Source organism: Bartonella sp. P12B, assembly GCF_055796185.1.
In genome coordinates, this window is record NZ_JBTTDI010000003.1 from 174,893 (window position 1) to 187,865 (window position 12,973).

The window sequence follows — 12,973 nt, forward strand, 5'->3', positions numbered from 1 at the left end:
CATTTACATTTAACGCTTCTAAATTAAAATTATTTTGAAAATTAAGTAAGCTTTTAAGCTTGATTGAAATTTTTCCACTTTCCATATAACCTAGAAAACGAATTGCTTACTTCAATTCTATGAAAAAACAAGACTTTTAGTTACCGGTTCTTGATGCCAAAAAATGGAGAAAGTTTATGTCGCCGGCAGTACAAGAAACAATACGCCAAGTACGGGAAATAGATGTTGATCAATATAAATATGGGTTTGAAACCAATATTGAAACAGATAAAGCCCCAAAAGGTTTAAACGAAGATATTATCAGATTTATTTCTGCTAAAAAACATGAACCTGAATGGATGCTGACATGGCGTTTGCAAGCTTTTCGTCGTTGGTTAACAATGCAAGAGCCTAATTGGGCGCGCATTAAATACCCCAAAATTGATTTTCAAGAGCTCTATTATTACGCTGCTCCTAAGAATCATACAGGACCAAAGTCTTTAGAGGAAGTGGATCCTGAGTTGTTGGCAACTTATGAAAAACTTGGTATTCCTCTCAAAGAACAAGAAATTTTGGCAGGGGTAAGAAAACAGTCTGATCCTTCTACTTTTGATGATAATATTTATGCATCAGGACAGGTCGCTGTCGATGCAGTCTTTGACTCTGTTTCTGTTGTAACAACATTTAAAAAAGAGTTGGCACGTGCTGGTGTTATTTTTTGTTCTATTTCAGAAGCAATTACTGAACATTCCGCTCTTATTAAGGAATATTTAGGAACCGTTGTGCCTGTCGGTGATAATTATTACGCTGCTTTAAATGCAGCTGTTTTTACAGATGGTTCATTTGTTTATATTCCTAAAGGCGTTCGTTGTCCTATGGAGCTTTCAACCTATTTTAGAATTAATGAACGCAATACAGGGCAGTTTGAACGAACATTAATTATTGCTGATGAAGATTCTTATGTTTCTTATCTTGAAGGGTGTACAGCCCCCCAACGTGATGAAAACCAACTTCATGCTGCTGTTGTTGAGCTTATTGCTCTTAAAAATGCAGAAATTAAATATTCTACAGTACAAAATTGGTATCCCGGTGATAAAGATGGTAAGGGCGGTATTTATAATTTTGTAACAAAACGTGGAGATTGCCGAGGCGATAACGCTAAAATTTCATGGACACAAGTTGAAACGGGTTCTGCAATTACTTGGAAATACCCATCTTGCTTACTCCGTGGCGACAACTCGCGTGGAGAGTTTTATTCTATTGCCGTTGCAAATGGCTATCAGCAAATTGATTCTGGTACAAAAATGATTCATTTGGGAAAAAATACATCAAGCCGTATTGTTTCTAAAGGTATTTCTGCTGGTTTTTCAAATAACACTTATCGGGGGCAGGTTACAGCACAGAGAAAGGCGCAGAATGCACGCAACTTTACGCAATGTGATAGTTTATTAATTGGGAATGATTGTGGTGCTCATACAGTCCCCTATATTGAAGCAAAGAATGCGACAGCTCAATTTGAACATGAAGCAACGACATCAAAAATTTCTGATGATCAGCTTTTCTATGTTATGCAACGAGGGATTCCTGAAGAGGAAGCTATCGCATTAATTGTGAATGGTTTTGTCAAAGAAGTCATTCAAAAACTTCCAATGGAATTTGCTGTTGAAGCACAAAAACTTATTGGTATCAGCCTTGAAGGTAGTGTGGGATAATTATTAAATAAAGAGCACACTTGATATAAAATAGCCAGAACAGGATTACATTATGTTGGAGATAAAAAATTTGCGTGCTCGTATTGTTGGGACCGATACAGAAGTTATTCGTGGTTTAAATTTGACCGTTCAAGATGGTGAAGTTGCGGCTATTATGGGACAAAATGGAGCTGGAAAATCAACTTTATCTTATTTACTTGCTGGTCGTGATGATTATGAAGTGATAGAAGGTGATATTCTTTATAATGGACAATCACTTTTAGAAATGGATCCAGCAGAACGTGCTACCTATGGTGTTTTTCTTGCGTTTCAATATCCAATGGAAATTCCTGGAGTAGCAACGATGGAATTTTTAAAAGTTGCAATGAATTCTCAACGTAAAGCGCGTGGTAATGAAGAACTTAAAATTCCTGAGTTTATAAAATATGTTAAGGAGATTTCTTCAAAACTTGAAATAGATATGGACATGTTAAAACGTCCATTAAATGTAGGTTTTTCAGGTGGAGAAAAAAAACGTGCTGAAATTTTACAAATGGCGCTTCTTGAACCTAAGCTTTGCATTTTAGATGAAACAGATTCCGGTTTAGATATTGATGCGTTAAAAATTGTTGCAGATGGTGTTAATAAACTTCGGGATTCAAAGCGTTCATTTTTAGTTATTACCCATTACCAACGCCTACTTAATTATATTATTCCTGATACGGTACATGTTCTTTATAAAGGACGAATTATTAAAAGTGGAGACAAATCATTAGCGCTTTATTTAGAACAAAATGGATATGCTGATCTCATTAGTGAAGCGGCTTAAGGTCATCAAATATGAAAGCACAGCAAAAGTTGTTACCAGTTGAAAAAGATATACTCAATAATTTCAACCAATGTATAAGCAATTTACCTGGCGATAGAGCTATACAGGCAGTTCGCAAAAAAGCTATTGAACTGTTTCAAAAAAAACAACTTCCTTCACGTAAAATTGAAAGTTGGCATTATACGAATTTGCGCACGTTATTGAAATCTGTTAGTCATTTTTCAGAAACAAACAATGAGGAATTCGTTGAATCATTACTTTCACAAAGTGCTATTTTTTCCATTTTTAATGGAAAAACAGTTACACAATCGAAGATAACAAATATTACAGTAAAACGTCTTGCAGAGGCATTAAAAGAAAATTCTATAAAGATAGATCAAATTATTTCTGATGAAGATTTTGTTGGACAATTAAATACAGCTTTTGTTACGGATGGTTGGCTTTTTCACATTCCTGAAAATACAAAGATAAATGTTCCTATTGAATTACAAAATGTTCAAATGGGAGGACAATCCCATGTTTTTTCAGAGATAAAAATTGAGAAAAACTGTCAAGCTATATTTGTTGAACATCAGATTGGTAATGATAAAGATACCTTTGTTAGTTCGATATCTTCCTTACATGTTGCCGCTTATAGTGATGTTACATGGATTATTGTTTGCAATCGTGATTTTCATTCCACGCAGTTTAGCCGATTTCGTGCTATCCTTGGTCAAGGAGCAAAATTATCCCTTTATGTAATTAATATAGGCAGTCAACTTAATCGTCAGGAAATTGATATTGAGTTACAAGAAGAAGAATCTAACTTTCAATTGCGAGTTATAAATTTGTTATCAGGACAAACGCATAGCGACCTCACGATGACTGTTCGTCACATTGAAGAAAAATCAACCTCAACCGAAATTATACGCAATGTTGTCACGGATAAGGCAGTCGGTGTTTTTCAAGGAACAATACGTGTTGCTCAAAAAGCTCAAAAAACAGATGCACGCATGGCTTGTAATAGCCTCATACTTTCAGATACTGCCGAATTTAATGCAAAGCCTGAACTAGAAATTTTTGCTGATGATGTTGCATGTGGTCACGGTGCGACAGTTGCCAATATTAACCATAATCATCTTTTTTATCTCATGGCGCGCGGTATTCCTTTTAAAACTGCTCGCGGACTTTTAATTAAAGGATTTGTCTTTGAACTTATTGAAGACATCAAACAAGATGATATTCAAGCTATTTTGAAAAATATTATTAGCAGATGGTTAGAAAAAAATGTTTAAGGGAAATAAATGGAAAATGACGGACAGACATTAAGTTATGATGTAGAAAAAATTCGGCGTGATTTTCCTCTTTTACAGCAGAGTGTTTATGGAAAACGATTAGTCTATCTCGATAATGGCGCCTCTGCTCAAAAACCACAATCAGTGCTTAATGCTATGAATAATTTCTATCAATGCAACTATGCTAATGTGCATAGGGGAATATATTTTTTAGCAAATGCGGCAACACAATCTTATGAAAATGCTCGTGAAACGGTTCGTGCATTTTTAAATGCTCAAACTGTTGAAGAAATTATTTTTATGAAAAATGCAACAGAGGCCATTAATGCTGTTGCTTATGGTTGGGGTATGTCCAAATTAAAGGAAGGTGATGAAGTCGTTCTCACTATTATGGAACATCATTCAAATATTATTCCTTGGCATTTCCTTCGTGAACAAAAGGGTATTAAGCTCACTTTTGTTCCGATTGATGAAAATGGTATTTTACATATTGAGGATTTGCAAAAAGTTTTAAGTGAACGAACAAAACTGATTGCTATTACGCACATGTCCAATATATTAGGAACTATTCCTCCTGTTAAAGAGATTGTTCAGCTAGCACATCAAAATGCCATTCCAGTTCTTGTTGATGGTTCTCAAGGTGCTGTACATTTAACAGTTGACGTGCAAAATCTTGATTGTGATTGGTATGTTTTTACGGGTCATAAGCTTTATGGTCCTACAGGTGTTGGTGTTCTTTATGGTAAAAAACATCGGCTAGAGGAAATGCGTCCTTTTCAAGGAGGAGGGGAGATGGTCGAGGATGTAACACCTGATAAGGTTTCTTATAATGCTCTCCCCTATCGCTTTGAAGCGGGAACGCCTCCCATAGTTCAAGCTATTGGATTGGCTGCAGCCATTGATTATATGCAAAAAAAGGGTAGAAATGCTATTCATGTCCATGAAACAGCACTGTTAGCTTATGCACATGAAAGGCTTGAAACGGTTAAGTCATTGCGTATTTACGGACGTTCTCCTCATAAAGGAGCTATTGTATCTTTTGAGATGGAAGGTATCCACGCACATGATATTGCTATGTTTATTGATAGAAAAGGAGTTGCTATACGTGCGGGAACACATTGTGCACAGCCTTTATTACAACGCTTTGGTTTAACATCTATTTGTCGTGCATCATTTGCTATGTATAATACCCACGAAGATATTGACCAATTAGTAGAAGCATTAGAAAAAGCAAGGACGTTTTTTAATGGCTAAAACAATTGAAGAGCATCATTCTACAGGACCTGTTGAATCTGTAAGTGAAAATGGAAAATCTTATATATCAGCCATTCCAGCAGATGAAATTGATCGTATGACGAATGATATTATTTCTGCTCTCAAAACAGTTTATGATCCAGAGATTCCTGCTGATATTTATGAGCTAGGATTAATTTATCGTATTGATATTGAAGATGATCGTTCAGTAAAAATTGAAATGACACTCACGGCACCGGGATGTCCCGTCGCCGGTGAAATGCCTAGTTGGGTAGAAAATGCTGTAAGCGCAGTTGAAGGTGTTTCGCATGTTGAAGTCTCCATGACTTTTGATCCCCCATGGACGCCTGATTGTATGTCAGAAGAAGCACAAATTGCTGTCGGATGGTACTAAGATATTGTTAAACAACTCTAATTTAGCCATTCATGAATAAGGTGTTTACTTTTCGCAAGCGTTTAAATTTAAGGACGATCATATGAGTTATAATAAACAAAAATTGGAACTCACTTGGATTGGAAAAGAGAAACGCCCAAAACTAGAACCTCGTATTTTATTAGAAGATCTTGAAAAATCTTACCACGCTCCACATCAAGTATCTTCTCAAGATATTTTTGATAATAAACTTATCTTTGGTGATAATTTACTTGCGCTCAAAGCGCTTGAACAAGCATATACAGGTAAGGTGAAATGTATCTATATTGACCCACCTTATAATACGGGCAATGCATTCGAACATTATGAAGACGGTTTAGAACATTCCATATGGCTAAGCCTTATGAGAGATAGATTAGAATTGTTACATCGTTTGCTTGCAGATGATGGAAGTATTTGGATATCCATTGACGACGATGAACAAGCTTATCTTAAAGTTATGATGGACGAAATTTTTGGTCGAAAAAATTTTGTAAATAATGTCATTTGGCAAAAGAAATATGCTCCACAAAATGATACAAAATGGCTTTCAGATAACCATGATTTTGTAATGGTTTATGCCAAAGATAAAACTATTTGGCGTCCTAATTTGCTTCCTCGTTCAGCTGATATGGATGCACGCTATAAAAATCCTGATAATGATCCTCGTGGATTATGGCAATCAGATAATTTATCTGCGAAAAGAGTAACACCTAAAGATATTTATGAAATCATTACGCCTTCTGGGCGTAAGGTGATGCCTCCAGCTGGAGCGAGTTGGCGCGTTAGTAAACAAAAATTTGTTAAGCTACTAGAAGATAATCGTATATGGTTTGGGTCAGATAATGGCGGAGTACCACGTATTAAACGTTTTTTATCAGAGGTGAAAAATGGTATGGTTTCAATGACTATTTGGCTCTATACAGAAGTTGGACACAATCAAGATGCTAAAAAAGAAGTCAAGGTCTTTAATTCTGATAATGTATTTGCAACCCCAAAACCTGAACGTCTTATCGAACGCATTATTCAACTTGCCTCCAATCCTGGTGATCTTGTACTGGACTCCTTTGCCGGTTCTGGTACCACTGGAGCGGTTGCTCACAAAATGGGACGCAAGTGGATTATGATTGAACTTGGGGAGCATTGTCATACACACATCATCCCTCGTTTAAAACAAGTGATTGATGGCACTGATCAAGGTGGCATTTCTAAAAATGTAAATTGGCAAGGTGGTGGAGGATTCCGCTATTATCGTCTTGCTCCCTCTCTGTTGCAAAAAGATCCATGGGGACAGTGGATTATTAGTCGTGAATATAATGCTGCTATGCTTTCAGAAGCTATGTGCAAACATATGGGATTTATCTATGCCCCCGATGAAAACCATTATTGGATGCAAGGATACTCAACCGAAACGGATTATATTTATGTCACAACCAATGCAATGACACATGAACAACTACGCGTTATCAGTGAAGAAGTTGGTCCTCATCGTACTTTACTTATTTGTTGTGCAGCTTTTGATACGAAACCAGAATCTTTTGAGAATCTCACGCTTACAAAAATACCCCGTGCCGTATTAGAAAAGTGTGAATGGGGGAGGGATGATTACAGTCTAAATGTAGCAAATCTTGAACCAATGGTGGTAGTGAAAAAAACTCAAAAAGATAAAGATATTGCACAAGTAGAATTAGATCTATTCGGATAAATAGAAAAAGCGGAGTTTTTCATGAACACTATTGAAAAAAGGATTTCTGCTCGCTTGTCATTGCGTTATCCTCAACAGGAAGCTTTAAATATTTTAGTGAAAATCCTAGACAATATTGAACTTTCTAAAAACACTGATTTAGTTGCAAATTTAGAAGGGATAAAAAAACTCTATCCTTCTATACAAGATTTTGAACGCGATTTTCCTTCTTTTTGTTTTGCTTTGGCGACCGGAGTTGGGAAAACACGTTTGATGGGCGCTTTCATTAGCTATCTTTATTTAACAGGCCACAGTCGCCACTTTTTTATATTGGCGCCTAATTTGACTATTTATGAAAAGTTAAAACAGGATTTCAGTCCTCAAAGTCCCAAATATGTATTCACTGGAATGAATGAGTTTATTGCAAATAGACCGGTCATTATTACCGGGGATGATTATGAAAGTGGTAAAGGAATTCACTCTACTGAACCAAAATTTTATGGACAAAAGCGTTTGTTTGAGGATGGGGATACAATTTTCATCAATATTTTTAATATTTCCAAAATTAACACAACCGATCATAAAAAAGGAACTGCAAAATCAAATGTTCCGCGGATTAAACGTTTACAAGAAACTATTGGAGAAAGTTATTTTGATTATCTTGCAAATCTTCCTGATCTAGTGCTTCTAATGGATGAAGCGCATCGTTATCGAGCTTCTGCGGGAGTTTCAGCGATTAATGAGTTAAAACCTGTTTTAGGCTTAGAACTTACAGCAACACCGAAAACAATAGGGGCAAAACCCGTGGATTTTAAAAATGTTGTTTACGGCTATTCACTTACAGAGGCTATGAGAGATGGGTTTGTGAAAGAGCCAGCTGTCGCTACACGCAAAGATTTTCAACCCCAAAACTACACGTCTGAACAATTAGAGTATATTAAACTACAAGATGCAATTCATGCACACGAAAAAGTAAAAGCAGATTTAGTTATCTATGCTAACGATTACAAAAAGAAATTCGTTAAGCCTTTTGTTTTGGTTGTCGCTCAAGATACAGAGCATGCGCAGAAATTACGTGATTTATTAGAAGCAGATAATTTTTTTGCGGGGGCTTATAAGGGAAAGGTTATAGAAATTCATTCAAAACAATCGAATACAGAAGAAGATAAAAATATTCAAAAGTTGATTGCAATTGAAGATCCTCGTGAGCCAACGGAAATTGTTATTCATGTTAATAAATTGAAAGAGGGATGGGATGTCACCAATCTCTATACCATTGTGCCGTTGCGCGCATCTACTTCAGAGATTTTAACTGAACAAACAATAGGTCGTGGATTACGTTTGCCTTATGGGAGTAAAACCGGCATAGAATCTATTGATCGTTTAACAATCATTGCACATGATCGTTTCCAAGATATTATTGATCGTGCTAATGAGCCAAACTCAATTATTAAAAAGCATATTGAGATTGGAATAGGCGGAGATATATCAACTGAAAAAACAGATATACTTACAGTACCAAGTTGTGCAGAAATAGAATTAACCAAGAAAACGATGACACGTCGCTCCAATATAAATGGAGCAGTTGATTTACAAGATGTCGTGTTGCATAATACGAATCCATCTATCACTCCCGAAGAGAAAAAAATTGCTGATATCACGTGGAATATTATCAAAAGATATGAAAATTTACCGAGTTCTCAGGCACTTTGCTCCACTGTAATCCAAGAAAAAATTAGTAATGAAGTTATAGCAACCATGCATGCATCAAAGGATGCTCTTATTTCTGATAGCAGAAAGGCAGAAGTTGAAGCTTTGGTGCCAAAAGTGGTTGCAGACCTAACAGAAAATTCAGCAAAGCTTATAATAGATATTCCTAATATTGTGCTTATTCCTACGAGTGAGGTTACTTATGGTTTTTCTGACTTTGACTTGAAGAACTTAGAAAGTTTAAATTTACAACCTGTGAGTAAAGAACTTTTAATTCGAGAATTACGCACACATAAAAGCATTTTCCTTACCTCTGAACATGAGTATCTCAAAGAACCTCATCTTGAGAATTATATCATTCGTGGTTTAATTGATAATGACTTTATCGATTATGACAACCATACACCACTATTACGAAAATTAGCGGGTCAGTTGGTGCAACATTTTCGATCTTATTTATCAAATGATGCTGCTATTGAGAATGTATTGATTCACTATCAGCATCAACTTAACAGTTTTATAGTTGCTCAATTAAAGTCACACCAGTGGAAAACACAACTGGATTATGAGATTAAAATCACGCGGGGGTTTACAACCTTAACACCTATTCACTACGTTCTACCAAAGGGTACATTACCCCTTAATTTTCGTTGTATTCCTTCCAATAAAAGCGACATTAGAACATTTGTATTCGAAGGATTTGAAAAATGCTGTTATCCTGTACAAAAATTTGATTCAGTGGAGGGAGAATTGCGGTTTGCCCAAATATTAGAGGATGATGTAAAAGTGTTAAAATGGATGAAGCCCGCACGAGGTTTTTTCAAGATAGAATATGATAAAGGATTGACATATGAACCGGATTTTGTTGTAGAAACGAAAGACGCAAAATATCTTTGCGAACCTAAAAAAGCATCTGAAATGCAAAATCCTATTGTTTTGAAAAAGAGAAATGCAGCGGTTCAGTGGTGTTATCATGCAACGAATTATGCTGTTACGCATGATGGAAAACCATGGCATTATGTTCTTATTCCACATGATACTATTAAGGCCAATCGTAGTTTTGAAGGTTTGTGCGCAGAGTTCACAATTTCAAGAGCTGAACCTAACGCAGAATAGCTCTTTTTCCAAATAATAATAACCTCAATGCGAAAAAAGAAGTTTATTTAAAATAAAAAAATATCCGGATTTCATTTAGCAAATTGAGTGATGTAAAAGAAATAAGCTCTTCTCAAAAAAGATAAAACTGTTTATTGCTCTTTTTCTTGTAAAACCTGACTATAGTAATCTACCTATAATAGACTATAAAAATGGATGATTTGATGTATGATGCTTCTAGATTTAACGAAAACTACTTTTAGCTTTTTAAAGCAAAATCCGACAAAAAAATTTACAGCTAGAGAAATCGCTCAATGGATATTCGAAAATTACCCAAAGGAATGTCATAAAAAACAAAAGCGTTCAACAGCAACAGTTACCCCCCCCTTAACAGTGAGGCTGCTCTTATTCAGCAAATTGTTGCTGAAATAGGATCTAGGCGCCCTCAATTGCAAAAACGTTATCCAGAAATTAAAACCACTGAGGGTCGACCACGACAATATTATTTTACACAATTAACAGATAAAGATGAAATTGACGAAGTAGAAAAAAGTGTATTGCATACAGCTTCTGAGACAGGTAGTTTTTCTATTAGAGAGCATGAACTGTATCCATTATTATCTCAATTTTTATGGTCAGAGCTTGAAGTGTATAGCAAGCGTATTGACGAGAAACGTTCTCGTAACAAACAAGGGCTTGGTGGAAATAAATGGCTTTATCCAGATCTTGTGGGGTTGCAAGATTTAAGTAACAAATGGCATCGTGAAATCAAAGATTGTGTTTTGTAATATTTTGATAAAAAAACAAAGCTCTGGTCTTTTGAAGTAAAAATTCTTATCAACCGCTCAAATTTACGGCAAGTCTTTTTTCAAACAGTTAGCAACTCCTCATGGGCTAATTTTAGTTATTTAGTAGCCAGTGAAATTGAGGGTATTGATACTTTAAAAGAGCTTCGGATACTTTCAAGTTTACATGGAATTGGATTTATAAGACTTAATAAGGAGAATACATCCGAGAGTCAGATTATGATTCCTGCTAAAGAACGCAGTGAAATTGACTGGAATACTGCTAATAGATTGGTAGAAGAAAACAAGGATTTCCTTGATTATATTAAACTCATTCGTCAATTTTACCAGACTGATGAAATTCGCCCATCTGATTGGAATCAGATAAATCCATGAGCATAGTGATAAAGATTACTATCACTCTAAAATTTTTTAGTTTATTTCTTTTATTGTTTTTAGCTATTTGTTATCAAGATAAAGTCATCAACTATATCTTGAAAAAATCCTTGTTTACATTCCCTTGAATTAAGAAATATTATTTTTGCGAGTATTTCTATCATAGAAACAATTAATGACATTCGTAATCAATAGAAAAAACTAACATTATTTATTGCTATGATAAAGTAAGCGAATATAAAAATATTCATCCTAAAAAATATAGTGTTGATGAACTATGGAAATGTACATTTTTTCCATAGTTTATCGCGATTTTAAGCTTATTCTTCGATAATACCACATGCCAAACGCGCTCCACCTCCGCCAAGCGGTAATGGCTTGTCAGAGTGGTTGTCTCCTCCTAAATGAATGATTAATGAGTGCCCTTTTAGCTCAGAAAGCTTTTTAATTCTTGGGGCAATAACACTCATTGTTGATTGCCCTTTATCATCAACATACAGCGCAGGTAAATCACCTAAGTGACCATTAACATTATAAGGTCCAAGATGTTTATTGGTATGCTGTGGGTCATAATGTCCACCTGCAGCACCACCAATTATACCCTCTTTCATATCACATGAAGGATTTACATGGACATGAAAACCGTGCAAACCTTCCGGTAAGTTGAACAAATTGGGCACGAAAATTAAACCATATGTATTTTCTTCAATTTTAATTGTACCAATAGATTTTTTTGTATTGTTATTTTCTATCTCATAAATCTTTACCTGCATAGATTTTGCTAAGGTTGTAGAATAATTAAATAAAAACATTAGTAAGGTCAAAAGGAGAAAGAAAGATCTATTCATATAACACCTCTTTATAGTTATTTGAAATAAATTTTATTAAAAAAAATAAAATAAAAATCATAATGATAAAAAATATTTTTTATATTCTATGTAATTCCGTACTTTATATACTTGATAAATCATATTTTTTGAAACAACTTTCTTTACACATTTTTAAGCATATCCTAAAATAATATCACCTCTTAAATTATTGCTTTTACAGGCAGTTTAGTTATATTTTTTTAGGAGATAACTCCTAAAGCAGATTTCATAATTTTATAAAAAATTTATGTTTCTAAGAAAGATTAATTTACAAAAGTGCTTATTTATCATTAAATTTAAGCTATTGTAATGTATATATATCCAACAAAAACACAAAATGCACCGATAAAAACACCCATTATTGATCCTATCATTGCACCAATTATCGTTCCGGTAAAAAATGCCATACTGATACCCATTGCAACAATTGGACCAAATCCTGGCAGAGAAATATAACCATAAGTTGCAAGAATCGCTGCAATTGCTCCTGATACACTACCATTTAAACTTCCAATAAAAGCAGGTTCTTTAATAGAATGATAGATTTTTTCGAAAAAAGTTTTCTCACAACTATTAGAATCGCTTTTGCTCAAATTAATCATATTTTTTTCTTTCGCTTTGAATACCAACTGTTCCAGAGTAATCAACTGATACAAGAAAATGGTGTTTTTTAAATTCTACTAAAGCGCGCCAAATACCTTTATCGTCTAAACGCAATCGTTTAATATCCATAAAACCATTTTGCATAAGACAGTTTTTAATTTGCGAAGCTGTAAATGAATTTTGCCCTTGTTTAGTGATATCTTTCGTGGAAGTATACGTGGAAGTTTGACAATAGGGAGCATAAAAAATCTTACTTATTGAAGCTGTAACTATAGATAAAAGACAGATAATCGTCATAAAAAGAATACCTGATCTTAAAATTTTACTTAATCTCATCTCTTCATCACCTGTTAAAACAACACTTCATTAACATCTGTATTACTAACAGGTTC

The 12,973-nt window shown here is 34.8% G+C and carries 12 protein-coding genes; 9 read left to right on the forward strand and 3 right to left on the reverse strand.

All coding sequences use genetic code 11. The features are described 5' to 3' along the window. Window positions 1-176: 176 nt before the first annotated feature. The 9 genes from sufB (at window position 177) to AC0QT1_RS03480 (ending at window position 11,109) form a co-directional block, all read left to right on the forward strand. Window positions 177-1,691, forward strand: coding sequence for a Fe-S cluster assembly protein SufB (gene sufB, locus AC0QT1_RS03440; protein ID WP_473200473.1), 1,515 nt, complete (start codon window positions 177-179; stop codon window positions 1,689-1,691). Window positions 1,692-1,743: 52 nt separating this feature from the next. Continuing rightward, entirely contained in the window at window positions 1,744-2,499 is a 756-nt protein-coding gene (gene sufC, locus AC0QT1_RS03445) for a Fe-S cluster assembly ATPase SufC (protein ID WP_473200472.1), read from the forward strand. An 11-nt stretch (window positions 2,500-2,510) separates the two neighbouring features. Next, window positions 2,511-3,773, forward strand: coding sequence for a Fe-S cluster assembly protein SufD (gene sufD / locus AC0QT1_RS03450; protein ID WP_473201641.1), 1,263 nt, complete (start codon window positions 2,511-2,513; stop codon window positions 3,771-3,773). Between the two features lie 9 nt (window positions 3,774-3,782). Beyond that, window positions 3,783-5,027, forward strand: coding sequence for a cysteine desulfurase (locus tag AC0QT1_RS03455; RefSeq protein WP_473200470.1), 1,245 nt, complete (start codon window positions 3,783-3,785; stop codon window positions 5,025-5,027). After that, entirely contained in the window at window positions 5,020-5,421 is a 402-nt protein-coding gene (locus AC0QT1_RS03460; RefSeq protein ID WP_473200469.1) for an SUF system Fe-S cluster assembly protein, read from the forward strand. Before AC0QT1_RS03455 ends, AC0QT1_RS03460 begins: the two co-directional genes overlap by 8 nt. An 82-nt stretch (window positions 5,422-5,503) precedes the next feature. After that, on the forward strand, window positions 5,504-7,144 hold the full coding sequence (locus AC0QT1_RS03465) for a site-specific DNA-methyltransferase (RefSeq protein ID WP_473201642.1): 1,641 nt from the start codon (window positions 5,504-5,506) through the stop codon (window positions 7,142-7,144). 21 nt (window positions 7,145-7,165) lie between these two features. Continuing rightward, the gene (locus tag AC0QT1_RS03470; protein ID WP_473201643.1) at window positions 7,166-9,949 is read left to right on the forward strand and encodes a DEAD/DEAH box helicase; all 2,784 of its coding nucleotides are present in this window, start codon (window positions 7,166-7,168) and stop codon (window positions 9,947-9,949) included. A 428-nt stretch (window positions 9,950-10,377) separates the two neighbouring features. Then, the gene (locus AC0QT1_RS03475; RefSeq protein ID WP_473201644.1) at window positions 10,378-10,716 is read left to right on the forward strand and encodes a hypothetical protein; all 339 of its coding nucleotides are present in this window, start codon (window positions 10,378-10,380) and stop codon (window positions 10,714-10,716) included. 237 nt (window positions 10,717-10,953) lie between these two features. Next, window positions 10,954-11,109 (forward strand): hypothetical protein, encoded by a 156-nt coding sequence (locus tag AC0QT1_RS03480; protein ID WP_473201645.1) that lies wholly within the window; start codon window positions 10,954-10,956, stop codon window positions 11,107-11,109. Window positions 11,110-11,429: 320 nt separating this feature from the next. Here AC0QT1_RS03480 and sodC read toward each other — a convergent pair whose 3' ends face one another. The 3 genes from sodC to AC0QT1_RS03495 all read right to left on the reverse strand — a co-directional run bounded on the left by sodC (window position 11,430) and on the right by AC0QT1_RS03495 (window position 12,917). Beyond that, the gene (gene sodC, locus AC0QT1_RS03485; protein ID WP_473200465.1) at window positions 11,430-11,957 is read right to left on the reverse strand and encodes a superoxide dismutase [Cu-Zn] SodC; all 528 of its coding nucleotides are present in this window, start codon (window positions 11,955-11,957) and stop codon (window positions 11,430-11,432) included. A 317-nt stretch (window positions 11,958-12,274) separates the two neighbouring features. Beyond that, complete coding sequence (locus AC0QT1_RS03490; RefSeq protein WP_473201646.1) at window positions 12,275-12,580, reverse strand: hypothetical protein; 306 nt, start codon at window positions 12,578-12,580, stop codon at window positions 12,275-12,277. Beyond that, entirely contained in the window at window positions 12,573-12,917 is a 345-nt protein-coding gene (locus AC0QT1_RS03495) for a hypothetical protein (RefSeq protein WP_473201647.1), read from the reverse strand. The genes AC0QT1_RS03490 and AC0QT1_RS03495 overlap by 8 nt, the downstream gene beginning before the upstream one ends. Between the last annotated feature and the right edge of the window lie 56 nt (window positions 12,918-12,973).